18 protein-coding genes are annotated in these 22,566 nt (G+C 70.5%); 8 read left to right on the forward strand and 10 right to left on the reverse strand.

Annotation, left to right across the window (positions count from 1 at the left end):
* Positions 1 to 62: 62 nt before the first annotated feature.
* The 3 genes from ABZ354_RS23095 to ABZ354_RS23105 form a co-directional block, all read right to left on the reverse strand.
* Positions 63 to 1,379, reverse strand: a complete 1,317-nt coding sequence (locus tag ABZ354_RS23095) for a methylaspartate mutase (RefSeq protein ID WP_358659618.1) — start codon at positions 1,377 to 1,379, stop codon at positions 63 to 65.
* Positions 1,376 to 1,861, reverse strand: coding sequence for a methylaspartate mutase (locus ABZ354_RS23100; protein WP_358659731.1), 486 nt, complete (start codon positions 1,859 to 1,861; stop codon positions 1,376 to 1,378). The genes ABZ354_RS23095 and ABZ354_RS23100 overlap by 4 nt, the downstream gene beginning before the upstream one ends.
* 87 nt (positions 1,862 to 1,948) lie before the next feature.
* Positions 1,949 to 2,236, reverse strand: a complete 288-nt coding sequence (locus ABZ354_RS23105; protein ID WP_358659620.1) for a LysR family transcriptional regulator — start codon at positions 2,234 to 2,236, stop codon at positions 1,949 to 1,951.
* Between the two features lie 301 nt (positions 2,237 to 2,537).
* Between ABZ354_RS23105 and ABZ354_RS23110 the strand changes: the two genes are divergently transcribed.
* On the forward strand, positions 2,538 to 3,440 hold the full coding sequence (locus ABZ354_RS23110) for a helix-turn-helix transcriptional regulator (RefSeq protein WP_358659622.1): 903 nt from the start codon (positions 2,538 to 2,540) through the stop codon (positions 3,438 to 3,440).
* A gap of 160 nt (positions 3,441 to 3,600) precedes the next feature.
* Here ABZ354_RS23110 and ABZ354_RS23115 read toward each other — a convergent pair whose 3' ends face one another.
* Positions 3,601 to 4,650: a polyprenyl synthetase family protein gene (locus ABZ354_RS23115; RefSeq protein ID WP_358659624.1), complete on the reverse strand. Its 1,050-nt coding sequence runs from the start codon at positions 4,648 to 4,650 to the stop codon at positions 3,601 to 3,603.
* A gap of 326 nt (positions 4,651 to 4,976) precedes the next feature.
* On the opposite strand from ABZ354_RS23115, the gene ABZ354_RS23120 reads away from it, so the two are divergent.
* A complete protein-coding gene (locus ABZ354_RS23120) occupies positions 4,977 to 7,067 on the forward strand; it encodes an MMPL family transporter (RefSeq protein WP_358659626.1) in 2,091 nt (696 codons plus the stop codon).
* Positions 7,068 to 7,406: 339 nt separating this feature from the next.
* Here the strand turns inward: ABZ354_RS23120 and ABZ354_RS23125 are convergent, their stop codons facing one another.
* The 4 genes from ABZ354_RS23125 to ABZ354_RS23140 form a co-directional block, all read right to left on the reverse strand.
* Positions 7,407 to 8,240, reverse strand: a complete 834-nt coding sequence (locus ABZ354_RS23125) for a helix-turn-helix domain-containing protein (protein WP_358659628.1) — start codon at positions 8,238 to 8,240, stop codon at positions 7,407 to 7,409.
* A gap of 33 nt (positions 8,241 to 8,273) precedes the next feature.
* Positions 8,274 to 9,197 carry an ACP S-malonyltransferase gene (locus ABZ354_RS23130; protein WP_358659629.1) on the reverse strand — a complete coding sequence of 308 codons (924 nt, stop codon included), beginning with the start codon at positions 9,195 to 9,197 and terminating at the stop codon, positions 8,274 to 8,276.
* Between the two features lie 181 nt (positions 9,198 to 9,378).
* Positions 9,379 to 10,158, reverse strand: a complete 780-nt coding sequence (locus ABZ354_RS23135; protein ID WP_358659631.1) for a LuxR family transcriptional regulator — start codon at positions 10,156 to 10,158, stop codon at positions 9,379 to 9,381.
* A gap of 93 nt (positions 10,159 to 10,251) precedes the next feature.
* Complete coding sequence (locus ABZ354_RS23140; RefSeq protein WP_358659633.1) at positions 10,252 to 11,031, reverse strand: TrmB family transcriptional regulator sugar-binding domain-containing protein; 780 nt, start codon at positions 11,029 to 11,031, stop codon at positions 10,252 to 10,254.
* A 1,212-nt stretch (positions 11,032 to 12,243) separates the two neighbouring features.
* Here ABZ354_RS23140 and ABZ354_RS23145 point away from each other — a divergent pair.
* Entirely contained in the window at positions 12,244 to 14,217 is a 1,974-nt protein-coding gene (locus tag ABZ354_RS23145; RefSeq protein ID WP_358659635.1) for an ATP-dependent DNA helicase, read from the forward strand.
* 193 nt (positions 14,218 to 14,410) lie between these two features.
* Here ABZ354_RS23145 and lexA read toward each other — a convergent pair whose 3' ends face one another.
* Positions 14,411 to 15,193 carry a transcriptional repressor LexA gene (lexA, locus tag ABZ354_RS23150; RefSeq protein ID WP_358659636.1) on the reverse strand — a complete coding sequence of 261 codons (783 nt, stop codon included), beginning with the start codon at positions 15,191 to 15,193 and terminating at the stop codon, positions 14,411 to 14,413.
* Between the two features lie 505 nt (positions 15,194 to 15,698).
* On the opposite strand from lexA, the gene nrdR reads away from it, so the two are divergent.
* Both nrdR and ABZ354_RS23160 read left to right on the forward strand, forming a co-directional pair.
* Complete coding sequence (gene nrdR / locus ABZ354_RS23155; RefSeq protein ID WP_358659637.1) at positions 15,699 to 16,253, forward strand: transcriptional regulator NrdR; 555 nt, start codon at positions 15,699 to 15,701, stop codon at positions 16,251 to 16,253.
* 164 nt (positions 16,254 to 16,417) lie between these two features.
* A complete protein-coding gene (locus ABZ354_RS23160; RefSeq protein ID WP_358659639.1) occupies positions 16,418 to 19,312 on the forward strand; it encodes a vitamin B12-dependent ribonucleotide reductase in 2,895 nt (964 codons plus the stop codon).
* A gap of 117 nt (positions 19,313 to 19,429) precedes the next feature.
* On the opposite strand, the gene ABZ354_RS23165 is transcribed toward ABZ354_RS23160, so the two are convergent.
* On the reverse strand, positions 19,430 to 19,960 hold the full coding sequence (locus ABZ354_RS23165) for a TerD family protein (protein WP_358659641.1): 531 nt from the start codon (positions 19,958 to 19,960) through the stop codon (positions 19,430 to 19,432).
* A gap of 169 nt (positions 19,961 to 20,129) precedes the next feature.
* Between ABZ354_RS23165 and ABZ354_RS23170 the strand changes: the two genes are divergently transcribed.
* The 3 genes from ABZ354_RS23170 (at position 20,130) to ABZ354_RS23180 (ending at position 22,500) form a co-directional block, all read left to right on the forward strand.
* Positions 20,130 to 20,735, forward strand: coding sequence for a YdbC family protein (locus ABZ354_RS23170; protein WP_358659643.1), 606 nt, complete (start codon positions 20,130 to 20,132; stop codon positions 20,733 to 20,735).
* 117 nt (positions 20,736 to 20,852) lie between these two features.
* Positions 20,853 to 21,512 (forward strand): histidine phosphatase family protein, encoded by a 660-nt coding sequence (locus ABZ354_RS23175; RefSeq protein ID WP_358659645.1) that lies wholly within the window; start codon positions 20,853 to 20,855, stop codon positions 21,510 to 21,512.
* A gap of 13 nt (positions 21,513 to 21,525) precedes the next feature.
* Positions 21,526 to 22,500 (forward strand): ADP-ribosylglycohydrolase family protein, encoded by a 975-nt coding sequence (locus tag ABZ354_RS23180; protein WP_358659647.1) that lies wholly within the window; start codon positions 21,526 to 21,528, stop codon positions 22,498 to 22,500.
* The last annotated feature ends 66 nt before the right edge of the window (positions 22,501 to 22,566 follow it).

Raw genomic sequence — 22,566 nt, forward strand, 5'->3', positions numbered from 1 at the left:
AGTGCCTCGCCCACCCCGAGGAGCAGCACAGACGGCGGGCGCCGCGCACCATCCGGGGCGCGTCAGGCGGAACCCGTCAGTTCGGTGCCGGGAGGGGCGCCGATGGCCTCCCGGTCCATCTTCCGCCGCAGGTAGGACAGATCCGCCAGCAGGCCCGCGGCGGTCACCTCACGGCGCCGGCCCGTGTGCACCAGACGCCCCAGCGGCAGCGCTCCGGTCTCCGCCCAGCACAGCCGGCCCTCCTCGTCCAGCCGACTGCGGGTCAGGCCCCGGTTGTCGGGGTGAACGCAGTAGGGGATGTCGAGGTAGCCGCGCTCGAAGGCCATCACCAGGGCCCGCGAGAGGTCGGAGTGCAGATTCAGCACCGCCTCGACGAGGGCCTGTGCCTCGGCGTACGTCTGCGAGTCCGTACCGGGGTCGCGCGCCGTCGTCGTATTGTCCGTGGCCGCGCGGGCGGCGTACTCCAGGGCCGCCACGTTCTCCTCGACGGTGGGGATGCGCCGTGACTCCGCGACCGTCTTGACGATGAGCCGCTCGGAGCCCGTCCGCACCGCCAGTTCGGCCGCCTCGCGCAGTACCCGGTACGCGCCGGCCTCGGTCACCGGATACGCCCCCATGTAGGCGTAGACGACCACGTGCCAGTCCACGTCGGGAAGCAGGGCGGCGCACAACCGGCGCAGGGCGAACACGGCCGCGGTGTCCTGCCCGGGGTGGGTCTGCTGGGCATAGCTCACCGAGATGCTCCGGCAGCCGTGGGCACGGAAGAACAGCGCCTCCAGCACACTGATGGCCACGAGCTGGCTCGGCGGGCAGAGCTGGCCGAGCATGCAGCCGCCGAACGTCTCCAGGTGCGGCTCGGCGCCCAGGTCGCGCGCGTGGGAGAAGAGTTCGGTGCACTCCTGCCAGGCTGCGATCGATGAGGCCAGGGGAGTACGACCGTAGGGCAGGCAGTAGGAGACCGGGCCGCCCTCGGTGGCGTCCAGGCCGAGGTCGATGAGCCTGCGGAAGATGTGCTGCGGGAGGGACGAGCCGTGCCGCACCTGGACGGGGAAGTCGGGGCCCGCGACGCCGTCGAGTACCGCCCGGGTCGTGGCGCCGGGGTGGGTGACGATCGGGTAGCCGTTGAGCGGCGTGCCCGCGCGCAGGGCGGGTTCGACGGCGTCGAGGTCCCCGACCCTGGTGTAGCTGTCGAGGGTGACGGTGCCCACGGTGTGTGCTCGCGCCGCCCTGGTGGCGGTCAACCCCGCGCGCATGTGCCCCGGATCGCTGAAACCCATCCGGGGCTGCACCACGAGCGCACCGTTCGCCGCGCGGGCGCGCACGAAGGCGCCGAACCCCTGCCGTCTGTGCGGTGGGGCGTCCGGGACACGTGCGGTCACTCGGGTCCCCCGATGGACAGGCCGCGCCGGGGAGCGGCCGGGAGCGCGGCCACGAACGCCGTGAACTCGACGGGGTGGGCGGCCCGGTCGGGGAATACGGCGTCGAAGCCGGCCTCGAGCAGCTCCGGCGCGAAGAGGGAGGCGTCCTCGTCGGACACCGTGAGTTTGCCGCCGATCACCGTGGGAGTGGCGACCAGTTCCGGGCAGTCACGCAGCCGGGCGACCACGCGAAGGCCGTCGGTGCGGCCGTGCCCGTTGACGCTGCCCAGGACGATCAGCGCAGGATCGATCCTGCGGCATGTCTCGACCAGGACGGCGTCCGGTACGCAGGGGCCGAGGTTGACCACGTGATAGCCGAGTTCCTCGATGAGGAGCTGCAGGTAGACCAGGTTCCAGGTGTGCGCGTCACTCGCCAGTCCCGACACCACAACAGTGCCGCGGAACGGTGTCGCCGACGAGGCGCTGCCCGCGGCGACTTCCATCGTCTGCTGTGCCACGGTTCCCCCCTTTGTTTGTAGATGGTGAAGTCGCTGCGAGACCGAAGGGGGTCGCGTCGCGACTGACCCTCCTCACTGGGAAAGGCTCTCCAGAGGAGCTCGGCTGAGTTCCAGGCACTCCTTCTTGATGTTGTCGATCAGCATGAGGGTCGCGCGTGCCGACGGAAGAATTGTGTGGCCGTCGCGCGTGAGAGTCGTGCCGCCGGAACTCCGGGTGAACAATTTGATGCCCAGCGACCGCTCGAGGCAGATGATCTGATAGCTGATTGCCGGCTGCGAGTAACCCAGCTTCTTGGCCGCGAGATCCATGCGGCCGATCTCCGCTATCGCCACGAAGGCCCGTAGTTCACGCTCCTGCATCGGGGCTCCCATCATGGGACGGATTTAGTGGAGCGCCACGCTAGCGGGCGCATATCTCGGCAGCCACGGCCACTGCAGGAACATGCGACGGTGCGGAGCGGGCCCACGGGCCGCCTGCGGCACCGCTGTTGGCACCAAGATGTCGAACCTCTGACCGAACACTCCAGGCCGATCCAAGCGTGTCTAGGTTGACCCTGTGAGAGGGCAGGACCTGCCCCCCGGGAAAGACGCTTTCCGAGAGGTAGACGTGGCGCAATCCGGAATCGGTCTCGACGAAGCTACCGAGCTTCTCTACCGGAGAATGCTCCGACAGTCCAACTGGCGGATGCAGGAACTGGCGAGGACCCTGAAGTGGCCGGCGCACGAGCTGGTGCAGGCGATGGACACGCTGCTGGCCGAGGGCCTGGCCAGCGTGTCACCCGAGGACCCCGCGGCGTTTCGCGCGGTCGAGCCGTGCATCGCTCTCCCGGAGCTGCTGGCCCAGTCCATGTACGAGGGGCGTTCGCCGCAGCCCAGCCCGGCTGCGATCGACCGCTTCATCGCCCTGCACGAGCGGGCGGTGGAGCGCATCGAGGAGTCCGTCGGCGGCGGGTACCGCGACGACGCGTCCACCGTCATCGAGCGCATGGTCGCCAAGGCCGAGGATGACGTGGTGCTCCTCGTGCCCGGCCACGTGCCGGGGGGCTTCGCCTTCTCCCGTCCCCTGGTGGACATGAGCCTGCGCCGCGGCACGCGGCTACGGGCCGTCTGGTCGAGCGCCGTCTTCCGCGCCTCACCGGCCGGAGTCCACGCGCAGTGGCTGGCCCAGCAGGGCGTACCGCCCCGCATGGTCGACTCGGTGCCGCTGTGCGCCATGATCATGGATGGCGCGGCGGCCGTGGTGGTCGACGACGCCTACAAGTCCCGGGTGGTGCGCTCCGCCGCTGAGCTCGACTCCCTGTGCGCCCTCGCCGATCGCTTGTGGGAACGGGGCACGGCGGTACGTCACCTCACCCGCACTCCCGGTGGCGCGGCGTGTCGAAGACCCCGCAAGGAAATCGTTCTGCGCCTGCTGGCCGAGGGGCTCACCGACGACGCCATCGCCCGCCGGCTGGGGTGCAGTGTCCGTACCGTACGCAACGATGTCGCCGCGGCCATGGTCGCACTCGACGCGCGTAGCAGGTTCCAGGCAGGTGCGCGGGCCATGCAGGTGGGCCTGATCTGAGGAACGTCCCCGGGTGCCCTCGGACGTCACCGTCGGCACCCGGGCGCCCGGGTCGCCCCCATCGGCGCCGCAAACCGGCCCCGGGGACGACCCATACGCCGTGCCGTCGCCCACGCGCCCCTGCTCCGGGTCGCGTTACGGGTGCGGGCCGAGCGAGCGGTCACCCGGTGCGCGACGCCACGAAGTCGCACAGGCTGTCGAGCGTGAACCGCGCGTCCCGCGGCGGCAGTGCACGCAGTCCCGTCCTGGCCCGCTCCAGCCGATGGCGCAGGATCTCCTCACTGCGGACCCTGGCCCGGGACGTGGCGAACAGGTCCAGAAAGCGACGATGCCATCCGGAGCCCGCCGCGGGCCCGACCGCCAGCACCTCACGCAACTCGGCGTCACAGGCGTCGGTGCCCTGCCTGACCAGCACCACCGGCAGGCTGGGCACGTCCATGAGCAGGTCCCTGCCCCGCTCCTTGCCGCTGGACGACTCGGGAGACAGCAGGTCCAGCAGGTCGTCGGCGATCTGGAAGGCGATGCCGAGCTGTTCGCCGTAGGTGACGAGGACGTCCGCGACGGCGCGGGGGGCACCCGCCTGGAGGGCGCCGACCCCCAACGACATGGCCAGCAGCGCGGCGGTCTTGCCGACGGTGACCTCGAAGTAGTGCTCCAGGGGATCGCCGCCCGGCGTCGGACCGACGAGTTCCCTCATCTGGCCTGCGACGATGCGGTTCACCGTGCGGGCGTTGAGCGCGAGCGCCTCGGGCACCAGGTCGGCGGAGAGCCGGGCGGCCCGCGCCAGGAGCAGGTCGCCGGCGAGGACCGCCGGCCGGTTGCCCCACAGGGCGTTGGCGCTGGCGGAGCCGTGGCGGGCGGTGGCGCGGTCCACGACGTCGTCGTGATAGAGCGAGGCGAGGTGGACCAGTTCGACGGTGACGGCCGCCCGGTCGATGCCCGGGGCCGCCGGGTCCCCGAACTCCGCGGCGAGCAGCACCAGCAGCGGCCGCAGACGCTTGCCGCCCGTGGCCGCCAGATGTCCGGCGAGTGCCCCGACACGGGGGTCGGAGGCATCGCGCGTGCACGCGTGGAGCAGGTGTTCCGCGTCGGACAGTGCCTCGCCCAACCGGGCCTGGAAGGCGGGCGCCTGGGGACCCAGCCGCCGCAACAGCCCGGCGGCGTGTACGCGGTGGCCGTCCGGCGCGTCGTACAGCTGCTCTGCGGTCACGGGGAAAGCCGTCCTGTCGGGAGCCTGTGGGCGCACTCGCGTGTCTTCGCATTTCCGGCTGCAATCCTCGCAGCGCCTCCGAGGAGCGACAACGCAGTGGCAGGAAGGTGCCATTGAAATGAGAGTTGATAGCAAAGCGGGAAAGTCTCCGAACTTTGTATCAAAGGCGGCATGTTGATGCCACGTTTTTTTCGCCGAGGCAACCATGGGTAACGCGCGGCGATAATCAGTGCGCCTTTGCAACCCCTGAGAAGGAGCATCCCCTCATGTTCGGACGGGTTGGACGGTCCGCCGTCAAACACCCCTGGCTGACCATATTGGCGTGGGTGATCGCGGCAATTGGCGTGGCCGCCTTGGCGCCGCCCCTCAAGCAGGTCAGCGATCAGGCCGAATTCCTGCCCTCGCAATACGAATCGGTGCAGGTCGGGGAACTCCAGAAGAAGGCATTTCCGCAGCAGGAACAGCCCGCTTCGACCATCGTCTTCCGGCGCGAGGACAACGGCAGGCTGACCAAGGCCGACCTGTCGGACGTCCACAAGATCGCCGAGGCGCTGGAGAGCAAGGGCCTCGAGAAGATCAGCAAGGTGGAATCGGGTCCGCGGGCGGTGTCCGCCAACGGTGAGATCGCCCTGGCGAGCGTCCTCGCGACGACCAAGAATCCCTACGACGAGACCCTGATCGACTCGGTCCGGGAAATGCGCGAAGAGGCGAAACCCCTCATCGAGGGCACCTCGCTGCACATGGGGATCACCGGAGCGGCGGCGACCGCGCTGGACACCCAGGAGTCCGCCGGCAACACCGACGCCCTGATCATGATGGCGACGCTGGTGCTGCTCATCGTGCTGCTCGCGGCGATCTTCCGCAGCCCCCTCATCGCGATCCTGCCGGTCCTCGTCATCGTCCTGGTCTTCGTGGCGGTCAACGGCCTGATCGGTATCGCCTCCGAGATCGGCGGGCTGGAGGCGGACGCCTCGATCGGGTCGATGCTGATCGTGGTGCTGTTCGGCGTCGGCACCGACTACATCCTGTTCCTCCTGTTCCGCTACCGGGAGTTCCTGCGCCGCGGACAGGCACCCAAGGAGGCGATGGCCAACGCCGTCACGCGGGTCGGGGAGACCATCGCCTCGGCCGCCGGCGCGGTGATCGTCGCCTTCCTCGCGCTGCTTCTCTCCAGCCTGGGCATGCTGAAGGTGCTCGGCCCGGCGCTGGCGATCTCGGTGGCTGTCACCCTGGTGGCCGCACTGACACTCGTGCCGGCGGTGTTCTCCCTGTTGGGCACCAAGGCCTTCTGGCCGTCCAAGGCGTGGAGCAAGGAACCCAAGCACGTCCTCGCCGGCCGCGCCGCCTCGCTCACCGCCCGCCGGCCGGGGCTGGTCGCCGCCGTCTCCGGCGGTCTGCTCGCGGTGCTCGCGACGGGGGCCTTCGGCCTCCACACCATCTTCGACGGCGGCAATTCGCTGCCGCAGGACCTGGAGTCGGTCCAGGCGTCCAAGGAGTTGCAGCGCGGCTTCGCGGCCGGGCAGACCGACCCGACGTGGATCCTGCTGGAGGCGAAGGACGGCGGCCGGCTGCAGCAGGGGCAGATCGATGCCTATGCCAAGGACCTGTCCGCCACCGGCTTCGGGCGCGTGACGCCCGGCATCCTCGCGCCCAAGGGCGACGTCGCCCAGTTCGGCGTCGCACTCGAGTACAAGCCCACCAGCGACAAGGCCGTCGAACTGCTCGACGGCCCGCTCCGGGACGCGGCCCACGAGGCAGCCCCGGAGGGCACTCGCGCCCTCGTCGGAGGCACTTCCGCCGTACTCGCCGACATCCAGGACGCCACCAAGCGGGACTATTCCGTGGTCTTCCCGGCCGCGGGCCTGGCCATCATGCTGATCCTCGGTCTGCTGCTGCGCAGCGTCGTCGCGCCGGTGCATCTGATGATCGCGGTCGGCCTCGGCTTCGCGGCGACGCTGGGTGCCACGGTCTTCCTCTTCCAGAACGTCGGAGGCGAGGCGGGCCTGCCCTTCGCCCTCCCGGTGATCGTCTATCTGTTCGTCGTCGCGATCGGCACCGACTACAACATCCTCATGGTGGCGCGATTGCGCGAGGAGGTGGCGCACGGCAGGACCCCGGTCGAGGCCGTCCGCGAGGCCATCACCCACTCCGCGTCCACCATCGGCACCGCGGCCGTCATCCTGGCAGGCACCTTCGGCGTCCTGCTGCTGGCACAGAACGCCATGCTCCGCCAGATGGGTTTCGCGGTGGCCTTCGGCATCCTGCTCACCGCCTTCGTGATGGCGCTGCTGCTGGTGCCCGCGGTGACGACGCTGCTCGGCCACCGGACGTGGTGGCCCGGCAAGGTCCGGGTCGAACCGGTCCCGGAAAGCGTGCCGGAGCCGCCCGCGCAGGAACACGTCGCCGCGCGGACGTAGCCGCAGCCGGGCCGGGCCCCTTCGGATCACGTGGCCGAGCGGGACGACCTGCCGGTCGAGCGCCGTGAACGGGTGAGGGCCTCCCGGCGTCGGTGTGGATCGCGACATCCACACCGACCGCCGGGAGGCCCCTGCGCATCACCGTGACGCTCCGTCGACGACGCACCGGCAGGCCGCGTCCGGCCCCGGTGCGCCGTCGGGGACGGCCGGCCGCGGCGCACCCCGGCCGCCACCCGGAACGGGGCGTGCCCGCGGGCCCGACCGATGCCTGGGGAAGTGGTCGCCGGAAGTCCCCGCGAGGGCGTACTCGGGCTTCCACCGAGCCGTTCACCCTGACGGTCAGTGGGTTCCCGAGGACGTCCTGCGGCTGTGGGCTGCCGTCGCCGCACCACGGCGGGGGGACGGCAGCGCGCGGGAGCGGCGCAGGGCGTCGGCGAGGTCGGCGGCGGCGTCGTAGACGACGGCTGCGAGCCACCGTTCCGGCAGCGAGTCCATCCGGCTCCGCGGTCCCGACACCGAGAGCGCGCCGGCCACCCGGTCTCCCACGTCCTGCACCGGCACGGCGAAAGCGATGTCCCCGGGGACCATGACGTCGGACCCGCGGGCCCATCCGCGCCGGCGTACCTGGGCGAGGTGGGCGGCCGTGAACCGCGCGCCGTGCAGCCCGTCGTGGATCTCCTCGGGCTCTTCCCAGGCCAGGAGCACCAGCGCGACAGGACCGACGGTGGCAGGCCGGGACATACCGACGGGAACCCGCTCCGTGCCGTTGGTCTCGGCACCGGCCGGGCCCGTCGCCACGCAGGTCTGCAGCCTGCCCCGGCGTCGCAGGATCCGGGTTTCGAGACCTGTCCTGGCGTGCAGCTCGGCCAGCACCGGGGCCGACGCCTGCGCCAGCCGGTCGTAGCGCGCCTCGACGGACATGGTGCCCAGGCGCGGCCCGAGCACGAAGCGGCCGTGGAAGTCCCGGCCGAGGAGTCCGAGGCGCTCCAGCGCGACCGCGATCCGGTGCACCGTGGGCCGGGTCAGACCGCTGCGGGAGACCAACTCGCTCAGCGGCGTCGGTGCCTGCTCCACGATCGCCAGCAGGGTGGACGCCTTGTCGAGCACGCCGACACCGCTGACCCACTCCTGCGGGAGGCTGATCATCGTCGTGCCGTCGGGAACAGCTGCCATGTTGTCCGGCCTCTTCTGCTCGCGTGGATCTCGTCAGTCCAGTGCAGCCGGGCTGTCCACGGACACCACCTCGACGTCCGGGACGATCCGGCGGATCAGTCCCGCCAGCGTGCGCCCGGGGCCGAGTTCGACCAGCCGGGTGCAGCCAAGGGTGCCGGTGAGGGTGTGGACGCTCTCCTCCCACAGCACAGGCGAGGTGAGCTGGCGGGTGCCGAGCTCGGTCCAGCCGCTGTCGCCGTCGTAGGCCCGTGCGTCGACGTTGGCCACCACCGGCAGATGCCGGGGCGCGGACGTGGTCTCCTTCAGCGCGGTCGCGAGAGCCTCCGCCGCGGGCGCCATGTACGGACTGTGGAACGCACCGCCGACCTGAACCCGGATGAGCTTGGCGCCGATCGAGGGCGCCTCCTCCGCGACCCGGCCGACCCCGTCCACGGACCCGGAGACCACGGTCTGCCCGGGGGCGTTGACGTTGGCGACCCACACGTCCTCCCCCCGCTCCCGTACGTCGGCCACGAGCTGCTCCACGTCCGGGAGAGGGGCCGCGACCAGGACGCCCATGGTGCCCTCGCGGGCGCCGGAGGCCTCCCGCATGGCACGGCCCCGCTTGGCGACGAGGGCCGCGGCGTCACCGAGGGTGAGGGCACCGGCCGCGGTGAGGGCGGCGTACTCGCCGAGGCTGTGCCCGGCGCAGGCCACCACGGGGCCGTCGAACGCGCCGCGCCGCACCGCCTCGGCGTGCGCGATCATCTCCACCGCGAACACGGACATCTGGGCCAGGTCGGTGCGCCGCAGCTGCTCCGTCGTGGCGTTCAGCAGCAGGTCGGGGATGTCCTCCCCGGTGGCCTCGGAAATCTCGGCGGTGATCTCCCAGGAGGGTGTGTCCCGCCACGCGGCGCCCATTGCCTGACGCTGTGTTCCCTGGCCGGGAAACACCAGACCGATCGACCGCTGATCCATGGATGCACCTTCCGCACGGAGTCGTCGAGGACACGGGACCCGCACCGGCCGGGCCGGCACGGGTCGCCGCGGACCGGCGGTTACGGGGGGAACCGCCGGAGACGGGGACCACCCCGAAGATGAGTCCCGTTCCCTGCGCGCCCATCCAACTGCCCGTGCGGTCGGGGAGGCAATGCGCGTTTCAGGAACCTGCGCCCGACCTCTTCACGTCCTGCCAGCACGTGGTGTTGCGCGGCAGCATCCCCAGCTCCGCGGCCCGGACCCCCGCCTGGAAGCGCGACGTGGCACCCAGCAGGGCCATGATCTCCGCGACGTAACGCCGGTACGTGCGCACGGAGACGGTCAGTTCGCGGGCCGCGACCTCGTCGGTGACGCCGGCCCGCATGGCGCCCAGGATCTGCCGGGCCAGCACCGCCCGGTCGCGGTCGCCGAACACGACGTCGTCCCGGGGCTCCAGGGCGGTGTTCCACAGGCTCTCGAAGAGCGTCCGGAGGGCCTCCAGCACCTCGGGCACCCGGATCAGGGACGCCCGGCGCTCGGCGGGCGGGCCGACCACCACCAGGGCGGTCGCGCCGTCGGCGATCAGCACCTGCAGGGGAGGCAGCCGCGCCACCCGGATCGACATCTGCTTCTGGCGCTCCGGGGGGAGCTGCTTGACGAAGGACTCACCCACCAGGTCCGGGCCGGCGAGCAGCCGCACCGCGACCGACTCCCGGGGGAAGTGCAGCAGTTCGGTCTCCAGCCGCCCGATCTTCTCCAGCCGCCTGCCCGGGGCCGGCACCCGCGAACGCAGGATGTCCACGGTCTCGCCGGACTGCTCGATCAGCTCACGGGTGGCGCCGATGAGGCTGCCGTAGCCACCGGGCAGCGCCGTGATGAGCTGCTCGCGCCGGCTGCGGTCCCGGTGCATGATCATCGTCGACTCGATGAGCTCTCTGAGCTGCAGAAGGGCATGCTCCAACTCGTCCCCCGATTGGCTGCACACGGTGTGCCCCCACTTCTCGCTGGATGTTCCGTTCGCCGGGTCGCCCCGCACGGCGTCCCGCCCCGCCGGTCACGGCGCCTTGGGAAGCAGTCCGATCTCCACGGCGCGGACACCGGCCTGGAAGCGGGACGACGCGTGCAACTCCCGCATTATCTCGGCCACATGACGCCGGTAGGTCCGCAGGGACACCTGAAGCTCGCGCGCGGCGGTGGCGTCGGTGCGCCCGGAGCGCAACTGCTCCAGGATGCGGCGGGTGAGGTCGGAGCGCAGCCGGGGGCTCAGCTCGGGGTGGTCGACGAGTTTGCGGCCGCGCGACCAGACGCCGACGTACAGCAGCTGGAGGGTGCTGACGGCGGCGGGGTCGGTGACGACGGCTGCCCTGCCGTCCTCGTCGCCCGTGGAACCGAGCCGCAGGAACGCGGACTTTCCGTCGACGACGACGATCCCGCACAGCTCGTGCGGGAAGACCCGCACGGCCGGGAGGCTGCGCAGCACGTCGGGCGCCATGTCGACGGCTGCCGGGCTGCACAGGACGCGCACGGTCACTCCGCTGGGCACCTGCACCAGCACGCGGAGCGCGGCCTGCACCAGAGCGGCCGACCCGGTGAGCGCAACGTTCACCGAACTGCGCGCCCGGGACACCAGTTCCTCGAGGGTGCTGGTGGTCCCCTCGGCGTCCATGTGGGTCAGGCCCGCCGTCGTCGCCGGGCGGCGGCGGTGCAGGGAGACCGTGTACTCGATCAGCCCCCGGGCCTGCAGCAGCGTCTGTTCCAGCCGAGCGGCATGGCCCTGAGGGGCGTTTTCTGCAAGCTCGCCGACCGTCGGTAGTTCGAACAAAGTGCCAGCCACGCGTGCGCCCCCATGTTGTTTCACATTGCGTCGCCGCGCGTGTACCGGCTCAGGATGGCCCCGGCCCAGTGACGCTGAGTGTGTCACTGCCGGCCCCCGCTCGGCGCTTTGTTTAAACCAGAAGTTAATCTCGTGCCAACCACGACGCATTGCCTCCCGGTCAAGGAAAAGGCGTGTTGTGCATCGATCGTGGGGTTTGTGCTCTTGGTGCGGTCGAAATCAGGTGTAGGTAATCACGACTTCCCGACGATATCCAGTTCTCGTGGTGCTGTCAGTGACAGCAAGCTGCAGAGGCAGTGACCGGAACCGGCGCCGCTGCCACCGCTTTGGGTGCTATGGGGACGGTTACTCGCGCGTATTCGGCCCGCGCTGACGCCTAGTTGCCAACTTCGCCTGGTGTGCCGCCGTTGTCGCCCCGGGCTCGTGTGGTAGCCGTCGTGCCGTCGGGGGAGATGCCAACCAAACGGTCAATCGGAATGAACCCGCCTATAGAGAAGCTTTGGGTCGACGGACGTTCATTCGCACAGTTCCCTGTTTGAGCAACGTTCAGCAGACTCGGTGGCATTGGCAACGAAGCGGACGATCCCTGTTCCCCGGTACGCCGCTCTCCGGCCGGTGATCGCCGACTCCGCCACCGGAGTTCTCCGCCCCGGACAACCGGGACACGAGTGGCCGCATCGGCAGGATATCGGGTCGCGACTCCCGTGATCTATACCAATGACAATTCCCCTGAAGGAACGTGAGCAACAGTCTCCTTTGCTGCTGGGGAATGTGTCCAGAGAGATTGCGGGGAACTACGGCTGGGGGTGTGCGGGCTGTCGGGAGGCTGGTGGGGCGGGGCGTCGGCGTGGTGGTTTCGGTGGATTGTTCGTACGCCGGTTCCAGCTGTCGGCTGTCGGCTGTCGGCTGTCGGCAGTCGGCAGTCGGCAGGCGGCAGACGGCTGACGCACGCGCCCGGAGCCTCGACCCACCGGAGACGCAACGCCCGGCATGCTGCCGGCCCCTGTGTCTTACCGGCGAGCGGACCGACGCCGTGCCGGAGTGCCTCGCGGACGCGGTACGGGCCGCAGAAGGACGCGCGGTAAAGGCCTCAGGCGGGAAGGTGAGGCCCCCGGACCGGGGACCCGGGCCGACGGGACCGGGCTCACGAAAGAGGGGCAGGTCCCGCGTGATCGCCCGGTTGTCAGTGCCGGGCCGTAGGGTGGTCGGGCTATGACGAAGCCCTCACTTCCCGATCTCCTGCACGCCGCCGTCACCGCCGTCGGCGGTACGGAGCGCCCCGGCCAGGTGGCCATGGCCGAAGCCGTCGCCCGGGCCGTCGACGACGGTTCCCACCTGCTGATCCAGGCCGGCACCGGCACCGGCAAGTCGCTCGGCTACCTGGTGCCCGCCCTCGCGCAGGGAGAGCGGGTCGTGGTCGCGACGGCCACGCTGGCCCTGCAGCGCCAGCTCGTGGAACGGGACCTGCCGCGCACGGTGGAGGCGCTGCATCCGCTGCTGCGCCGCCGCCCGGAGTTCGCCATGCTGAAGGGCCGGTCGAACTACCTCTGCCTGCACCGCCTGCACGAGGGCGTCCCGCAGGACGAGGAGGAGGGCCTCTTCGACCAGTTCGAGGCCGCCGCACCCACCAGCAAGCTGGGCCAGGACCTCCTGCGGCTGCGCGACTGGGCCGACGAGACCGAGTCCGGAGACCGGGACGGCCTCACCCCGGGCGTGTCGGACCGTGCCTGGTCCCAGGTGTCGGTGTCGTCCCGCGAGTGCCTGGGCGCCACCAAGTGCGCGTACGGCGCCGAGTGTTTCGCCGAGACGGCCCGGGAGCGGGCCAAGCTCGCCGAGGTCGTCGTCACCAACCACGCGCTGCTCGCGATCGACGCCATCGAGGGCGCCCCGGTCCTCCCGCAGCATGAGCTCCTGATCGTCGACGAGGCGCACGAACTGGTCTCCCGTGTCACCGGCGTCGCCACGGGCGAGCTCACCCCGGGCCAGGTCAACCGCGCGGTGCGCCGCGCCGCGAAGCTGGTCGACGAAAAGGCCGCCGACCAGCTCCAGACCGCCGCCGAGGGCTTCGAGCGGCTGATGGAGCTGGCGCTGCCGGGCCGCCTGGAGGAGATCCCGGACGACCTCGGCTATGCCCTTGCGGCGCTGCGCGACGCGTGCCGCACGGTGATCTCCGCGCTCGGCACGACCCGCGACAAGTCCGTCCAGGACGAGGACGCGGTGCGCAAGCAGGCGCTGGCCAGTGTGGAGAACGTCCACGCGGTGGCCGAGCGCATCACCCACGGCGCGGAATGGGACGTCGTCTGGTACGAGCGGCACGACCGCTTCGGAGCGTCCCTGCGCGTGGCCCCCATGTCGGTGTCGGGTCTGCTGCGGGAGAAGCTGTTCGCGGACCGCTCGGTGGTGCTGACCTCCGCGACCCTGAAGCTGGGCGGTGACTTCAACGGCGTGGGAGCCTCCCTGGGCCTGGCCCCGGAGGGCACGGAGGGCGACGACCTGCCGCAATGGAAGGGCGTGGACGTCGGCTCCCCCTTCGACTACCCGAGGCAGGGCATCCTCTACGTCGCCAAGCACCTGTCGCGCCCCGCGCGCGACGGCGACCGCGCCGACATGCTCGAGGAGCTGGCGCAGCTCATCCAGGCGGCCGGCGGGCGCACCCTCGGGCTGTTCTCGTCGATGCGCGCCGCGCAGCTCGCCGCGGAGGAACTGCGCTCCCGGATTCCCGAGTTCCCGATCCTCCTTCAGGGCGAGGAGACGCTCGGCGAGCTGATCAAAAATTTCGCGGCCGACCCGAAGACCTGCCTGTTCGGCACGCTGTCGCTCTGGCAGGGCGTCGACGTGCCGGGCCCGAGCTGCCAGCTCGTCGTCATGGACAAGATCCCGTTCCCGCGCCCGGACGACCCGCTGATGAGCGCCCGCCAGAAGGCGGTGGAGGACAACGGGGGCAATGGCTTCATGGCGGTCGCCGCCACGCACGCGGCGCTGCTCATGGCCCAGGGCGCCGGTCGTCTCGTCCGCGCCTCGGGCGACCGCGGCGTGGTCGCCGTACTGGACCCCAGGCTGGCGACGGCCCGCTACGGCAGCTTCATCAAGGCGTCACTGCCCGACTTCTGGTACACCACGGACCGTAACCAGGTCCGCCGATCCCTGGCAGCGATCGACGTGGCGGCCCAGGCCGCCACGGAGTAGGTCCGGCGCCGCCCACGACAGTCTCCAGTGCGGGGGCCCCGCAGTGATCGACCGGCGCAGCAGGCCAGCGGCGCCGGTTCGGGGACAGACCGGGTGACGGGCACAAAACGGGGCCCCGGAACCGGCGCAGGGGTTCCGGGGCCCGGTCAGGGAGCGGGTGCGGGTGTGGTGCGGGGCACGCCCGCCGCGGGGGTCACACGCGGCGGAGTACGGCCACCACCTTGCCGAGGATGGTCGCGTCGTCACCGGGGATCGGCTCGTAGGCGGCGTTGTGGGGGAGGAGCCAGACGTGGCCGTCCTCGCGCTTGAAACGCTTGACGGTGGCCTCGCCGTCGAGCATCGCGGCGACGATGTCACCGTTCTCGGCGACGGGCTGGCGGCGCACGGTGACCCAGTCGCCGTCGCAGATGGCGGCCTCGATCATCGAGTCGCCTACCACCTTGAGGACGAACAGTTCGCCGTCGCCGACGAGCTGCCGGGGCAGGGGAAAGACGTCCTCGACCGACTCCTCGGCGAGGATCGGGCCGCCGGCGGCGATACGGCCGACCAGCGGGACGTACGACGCGGCGGGCTTCCCGGCGGTGTCCGTGGGCTGCACGGAGGCGGCCTGGTCGCTGCCACGCACCTCGTAGGCGCGCGGGCGGTGCGGGTCGCGGCGCAGGAAGCCCTTGCGCTCGAGTGCCATCAGCTGGTGGGCGACGGACGAGGTGCTCGACAGGCCCACGGCCTGGCCGATCTCCCGCATCGACGGCGGGTACCCCCGGCGCTGCACCGAGTCCCTGATGACCTCGATCACCCGGCGCTGCCGGTCGGTGAGTCCGGAACTGTCCGCCCGGATGCCGGGAGGTCGCCCGGGCAGGGAGCGCTTTGCCCCCTCGGGATTCGTGGCGCCGTTCACCGCGTGCACCGGCTCAAGTCGGCCCTGGGAGCGGTCCTGGGCAGTGATGGTGGTGGCACTGGCTGCGGTCGTGGTCACGTTGGCCCCTCTCGATGGTCTCCCTGCTGAACAACGGTAGTTGCTTTCGAAAGGTTGCGCCAAACACACGTTCGAGTGAAAAAACGCGAATCAATCGACGCGACCAAGAGTCCAGGTGTATTGCTGCCACGTTGCCGGGATCGGGTGAATGCATCCGTCGCTGTACTCTTCACCGCCGGGCGGCGGACTTGTCGGGTGCTGCCCAGTCTGTCATCCGGCCTTCCGGCGGCCGGTGCCGGACCTCGGTGTCCGCGGCGGACGCGCCTTCCCTCCCGGTGTGCCCGCGCCGTCCCCGCACGCTCCGCGACCATGCGGCTGCGACACGCGAGTGCGGTGCGTACGGGAGCCAATCCCCACATCTAGTGGTTGGATTGCATCGGCGGCCCAGAAGTTGTGGTCCCCCCGGTCTGCGGGCCGCAGGAGATCGCCTATGCTTGGGGCTGCTTCGCGGGGCCCGAGCGGCCCGGCGAGGTCATGGAGTCTGCTGTGAGGAGGGTTGGGAACCATGCACTGCCCCTTCTGCAGGCACCCCGACAGCCGCGTCGTCGACAGCCGTACGACCGACGACGGCACGTCGATCCGCAGGCGCCGCCAGTGCCCTGACTGCTCCCGTCGTTTCACGACCGTGGAGACGTGTTCGCTCATGGTGGTCAAGCGGTCCGGAGTCACCGAGCCGTTCAGCCGCACCAAGGTCATCAACGGCGTGCGCAAGGCGTGCCAGGGCCGGCCGGTCACCGAGGACGCGCTCGCGCAGCTCGGCCAGCGGGTCGAGGAGGCGGTGCGGGCCACCGGAAGTGCCGAGCTGACCACGCACGACGTGGGGCTGGCCATACTCGGCCCCTTGCAGGAGCTCGACCTCGTCGCCTATCTGCGATTCGCCTCCGTCTACCGGGCGTTCGACTCGCTCGAGGACTTCGAGGCCGCGATCGTGGAACTGAGGCAGCAGACGGGGCGCACCGGCGCGGACGACGAGGACCGCGAGGGCGCGGGGGGCCAGGGAGACGGCCGCGGGCCGGCGGGGACCGGACAGGTCCCCGAACCCGCGGGTGCCGCCGACTGACCGGCGGGCCGGACCCGGACCACGAGACCGGGCCGGCCGTACGGCGGCGACGAGGAAGACCTGTCGTGGGCGGCGTCCGAGATGCCCGCGACACCAGACAGAACACCGTGCCACGGGAACAATCGGGGCACTTCAGGGCGTTTTCGCCCGTACAGGGAGGCGGCATGACAGAGACGGCGAGCGGTCCGGCACGGAGTTCCCGAGCCAAGAGCACCAAGGGCGGGAAGGGACTCAGGATCGAGCGCATCCACACCACCCCGGGGGTCCACCCCTACGACGAGGTGGAGTGGGAGCGCCGTGACGTCGTCATGACCAACTGGCGCGACGGCTCGGTCAACTTCGAGCAGCGCGGCGTCGAGTTCCCCGGCTTCTGGTCGGTGAACGCGGTCAACATCGTCACCAGCAAGTACTTCCGCGGGGCTGTCGGCACCCCGCAGCGCGAGACCAGCCTCAGGCAGCTGATCGACCGCATCGTGCGCACGTACCGGAAGGCCGGCGAGGACCACAAGTACTTCGCCTCGCCCGCCGACGCCGAGATCTTCGAGCACGAGCTGGCGTACGCCCTCCTGCACCAGATCTTCAGCTTCAACAGCCCCGTCTGGTTCAACGTCGGGACCACGCAGCCCCAGCAGGTCTCGGCCTGCTTCATCCTGTCCGTCGACGACTCCATGGAGTCGATCCTCGACTGGTACAAGGAAGAGGGAATGATCTTCAAGGGCGGTTCGGGCGCGGGCCTGAACCTGTCCCGCATCCGTTCCTCCAAGGAACTGCTGTCCTCCGGCGGCAACGCCTCGGGTCCGGTCTCCTTCATGCGCGGCGCCGACGCCTCCGCCGGCACCATCAAGTCCGGTGGTGCCACGCGCCGCGCCGCCAAGATGGTCGTCCTCGACGTCGACCACCCGGACATCGAGGACTTCATCGAGACCAAGGTGAAGGAAGAGGAGAAGATCCGCGTCCTGCGCGACGCGGGCTTCGACATGGACCTGGGCGGCGACGACATCACGTCCGTCCAGTACCAGAACGCCAACAACTCGGTCCGCGTGAACGACGAGTTCATGAAGGCGGTGGAGGGCGGCGGGCAGTTCGGCCTGCGCGCCCGTATGACCGGCGAGGTCATCGAGGAGATCGACGCCAAGCACCTCTTCCGCAGGATCGCCGAGGCCGCCTGGGCCTGCGCCGACCCCGGCATCCAGTACGACGACACCATCAACGCCTGGCACACCTGCCCCGAGTCCGGCCGGATCACCGCGTCGAACCCGTGCAGCGAGTACATGCACCTGGACAACACGTCCTGCAACCTGGCCTCGCTGAACCTGATGAAGTTCCTCAAGGACGACGGCCTGGGCAACCAGTCCTTCCAGGCCGACCGCTTCCAGAAGGTCGTCGAGCTGGTCATCACCGCGATGGACATCTCGATCTGCTTCGCCGACTTCCCGACCCAGAAGATCGGCGAGAACACCCGCGCCTTCCGTCAGCTCGGCATCGGCTACGCCAACCTCGGCGCCCTGCTGATGGCCACCGGCCACGCCTACGACTCCGACGGCGGCCGTTCCCTCGCCGGCTCCATCACCTCCCTGATGACCGGCACGGCCTACCGGCGCTCCGCCGAACTCGCCGCGGTCGTCGGACCCTACGACGGCTACGCCCGCAACGCCGACGCCCACAAGCGCGTCATGAAGCAGCACGCCGACGCCAACGGCAGGGCCGTCCGCATGGACGACCTGGACACCCCGGTGTGGGCCGCCGCCACCGAGGCCTGGCAGGACGTCGTCCGTCTCGGCGACAAGAACGGCTTCCGCAACTCCCAGGCGTCCGTGCTCGCCCCGACCGGCACCATCGGCCTCGCGATGTCCTGCGACACCACCGGTGTCGAGCCCGATCTCGCGCTGGTCAAGTTCAAGAAGCTGGTCGGCGGCGGCTCGATGCAGATCGTCAACGGCACGGTCCCGCAGGCCCTGCGCCGCCTGGGCTACCAGGAGGAGCAGATCGAGGCGATCGTCGCCCACATCGCCGACCACGGCAATGTGATCGACGCCCCCGGCCTCAAGCCCGAGCACTACGAGGTGTTCGACTGCGCCATGGGCGAGCGCGCCATCTCCCCGATGGGCCACGTCCGCATGATGGCCGCGATCCAGCCGTGGATCTCCGGCGCCATCTCCAAGACGGTGAACATGCCGGAGACGGCGACCGTCGAGGAGGTCGAGGAGATCTACTACGAGGCCTGGAAGCTCGGCGTCAAGGCCCTCGCGATCTACCGCGACAACTGCAAGGTCGGCCAGCCCCTCTCCGCGAAGACCAAGGAGAAGGAGAAGGTGGAGATCACCGAGAAGGCCGAGGAGACGATCCGTACCGCGGTCGAGAAGGTGGTCGAGTACCGCCCGGTCCGCAAGCGCCTCCCCAAGGGCCGCCCCGGCATCACCACGTCCTTCACCGTCGGCGGCGCCGAGGGCTACATGACCGCCAACTCCTACCCGGACGACGGTCTCGGCGAGGTCTTCCTGAAGATGTCCAAGCAGGGCTCCACCCTCGCGGGCATGATGGACGCCTTCTCCATCGCGGTCTCCGTCGGCCTGCAGTACGGCGTGCCGCTGGAGACGTACGTCTCGAAGTTCACCAACATGCGCTTCGAGCCGGCCGGTATGACGGACGACCCGGACGTGCGGATGGCGCAGTCGATCGTCGACTACATCTTCCGTCGCCTGGCGCTGGACTTCCTGCCCTTCGAGACGCGTTCCGCGCTCGGCATCCACTCCGCCGAGGAGCGCCAGCGCCACCTGGAGACCGGTTCGTACGAGCCGACCGACGAGGAACTGGACGTCGAGGGCCTGGCCCAGTCGGCGCCCCGCGCCCAGGAACTGAAGGCCGTCAGCGCGCCGCAGACCGGGACGGAGGCCGTCAAGCCGGCCCCGCAGCAGGCGCACACCAGTGCCGAACTGGTGGAGATGCAGCTGGGCATCCAGGCGGACGCCCCGCTGTGCTTCTCCTGCGGTACGAAGATGCAACGGGCGGGCTCCTGCTACATCTGCGAGGGCTGCGGCTCGACGAGCGGGTGCAGCTGACCGCACACCGGGCGCTCAACGCTGATCGCTGAGCGCCGAGACGTCGAAGGGGACCGGCCACCGGCCGGTCCCCTTCTGCTCTGCCTCTGTTCCGCCGTTTCCGTATCCGTGCCGTACTCAGCGGCGCAGCGCGCCCATCGTCCTGGTGAAGGTGGCCGGGTCGGCGTCGGAGCCGTGCACACCGGGACGGAAGTCCCAGGCGCCGCTCTCGTCCCGGACGAACTCCGCCACCGTCGCCGCCGTCGAGCCGGGGACACCGCCGAAGTCGTCCTCGGCGAGGACCGTGTAGCCCTCCCGGATGCGCATGGCCACGCTGTCCACGGTCGCGAACGTCTTGTCGCCCTGCCGTTGCTGGATGACGACGCCGACCAGCACGCGCGCGTACCGTTCGCTGAGCCGGTCGAGCTCCAGCGTCATGACCTCGTCCCAGCCGAAGCCCTTGCCGTCCGAGCTGTCCCGGTTCAGCATGATCGTGCCGTCGGGGGAGCGGCTGTCGAAATGCACCAGATAGTCGGCGTCGCCGTGCGGGTCGCTCGCGAGGTACGTACCGGCGACCAGGTCGAGATCGGCGGGCGGTTCCCCCGCCGGACTCGGATCCCACTTCAGCGAGACCTCGACCTTGCGGATTCCCTTGCCCAGACCGTTCACCTGATGTCCCCTTCCCCGTCCTGCCTCGCGTACTGCCTCTGCACGCCCTTCCCCAACCGCTCCTCAGCCAGGGCTGATTGCCATCCTCCCACGCAGGGGGCGCCGCGCGCCGGGAAGCGGTACGTCCGAGCGTGACCGGCGCCACGCTCGGTGGCCGTACGATGGCGCGGTGCTGGTCAAGTGGATTCGCTGCACCGTCGTGGACCGTCGCGGGTTCGAACGGGGGCAGCGGAAATGGGCGGGGCTTCTGGGTGAGCCGGGATTTCGCGGACAGGGCGGTGGCTGGAGCCGGGGGCGGCCGGACGTGGCGCACGTCTTCGCCTTCTGGGAGAGCCGCGCCTTCTACGACTCCTTCATGGCGCGTTCCCACGACCGGCTCGCCATGGCCCAGTCGGGCACCTTCAAGGACGCCCAGGCACGGCTGTTCGACTACCGCTTCGACGTGAAGACCGGCTTCGAACCGCGCTTCACCGACGCCGACCTGCTGCGGGTCGCGCTGTGCCGGGTCCGCGAGGAGCGCGCCGAGCACTTCACGCTGATGCAGGAGAAGGTGTGGAACCCGGCGATGGCCGGCTCGCCGGGCATGATCCGGGGGCTGTTCGGCGAGGCACCGGGCCACGAGTACCTGATCCTGTCCATGTGGCGCTCGGCGGCCGAGCACGGGAAGTACCGCACCGAACGGGTGGAACGGCTCGCCCTGCGGGCCCAGACGGAGGCCGACATCGCCGCCCTCACGGGGGACGTCGTGGACCTCGAACCCGCCTGGACGGTCTGATTTCGGACCGTCCGCCGTCGCGGCACGCGCGTGCCGTCGTGCGGGATCTGTGTGACCTACGCCGTATGGGGCCCGTACGGGTGCTCGGGTGCCGCCGACCCGATCTAGTGTGCTGGCATGGCACGACCACGGCGCATCGTCCTTGTCCGGCACGGCGAGTCAACGGGCAATGTTGATGACTCCGTCTACGAGCGGGAGCCCGACCACGCTCTCGCCCTCACCGAACGAGGCAGACAGCAGGCCGAGGGGACGGGCAAGATCCTGCGCGACCTGTTCGGCCGCGAACGGATCAGTGTGTACGTCTCCCCGTACCGCCGCACGCACGAGACACTGCGGGGCTTCGGCCTCGACCCCGAGCGGATACGGGTGCGTGAGGAGCCCCGGCTGCGCGAGCAGGACTGGGGCAACTGGCAGGACCGCGACGACGTCCGACTCCAGAAGGCCTACCGGGACGCGTACGGCCACTTCTTCTACCGCTTCGCGCAGGGCGAGTCCGGGGCCGACGTGTACGACCGGGTGGGCGGCTTCCTGGAGAGCCTGTACCGCAGCTTCGAGGCGCCGGACCACCCGCCCAACGTCCTGATCGTGACGCACGGCCTGGCGATGCGGCTGTTCTGCATGCGCTGGTTCCACTGGACCGTGGCCGAGTTCGAGTCGCTGGTCAATCCCGGGAACGGGGAGATGAGGATGCTCGTTCTCGGGGGTGACGGGAAGTACCGGCTCGACCGGCCGTTCGCACGCTGGCGTGACCCGGAGCCGTTCGGGATCACTGGATGAAGTGGGCAGGGCGATGACCGCACACTCCCCCCTCGGCGGACCCGATGAAACCGGAGAAACCGGCCGGCCGGGCGAACCCGGTGGATCGTCCGACGGGTCCGACGGGCGCCTGGCGCGTGCCCTGGCAGCCCTGCGCGGGCTGTCGGTGGGGGACGCGCTGGGCTCGCAGTTCTTCGTCCCGGTGAACGTCCCGCTGCTCAAGCGGCGCGAGCTGCCCCACGGGCCCTGGCAGTGGACCGACGACACGGAGATGGCCTGCTCGGTGGTCGCCGTCCTGGCCGCCCACCGGCGCATCGACCAGGACGCGCTGGCGCGCTCGTTCGCCCGGCACCACGACTTCGACCGCGGCTACGGCCCGGCCGTCAACCGGCTGCTGAGGCTGATCCGGGAGGGCGGCGACTGGCGCGAGCTGTCCGCCGCGCTGTTCAACGGCCAGGGCTCCTGGGGCAACGGCGCCGCGATGCGGATCGCCCCCCTGGGTGCCTGGTACGGGGACGACCCCGAGCAGGCCACGCACCAGGCGGAGATCTCCGCCTACCCCACGCACCAGCACCGCGAGGCGGTGGTCGGCGCGATGGCCGTCGCCGCTGCCGCCGCACTGGCCGCCGCGCCGGACGGACCGCCGAGCGCCGAAGGACTCCTCGACGGAGTCATCGCACTGGTGCCGAGGAAGAGCGCGGTCGGCGCGGGCCTGCGCAGAGCCAAGGACATGCTCGACTACGGGGACGCGGGCACCGTCGCGGCCGTTCTGGGCTGCGGACGGCGTACGACGGCACACGACACGGTGCCCTTCGCGCTGTGGTCGGCCGCGCGGTGCCTCGGCGACTACGAGCAGGCGTTCTGGACGACCGCACAGGTCGGCGGGGACGTGGACACGACCTGCGCGATCGTGGGCGGCATCATCGCCTCGGGCGGGGCGGGCAGAGTGCCCGCGGCCTGGCTGGAGCGAACCGAGGGACTGCCGAGCTGGGCGCCGACGGCGGCTTGAGGGCCGGTGCCCGCGGAGACGGGATACGGCCCGAGCGCCGCGCTCCCGAGGGCTCTCGCGACTGCC

Origin of the sequence: Streptomyces sp. NPDC005925, from assembly GCF_040638805.1 — a bacterium.
GTDB lineage: Bacteria > Actinomycetota > Actinomycetes > Streptomycetales > Streptomycetaceae > Streptomyces.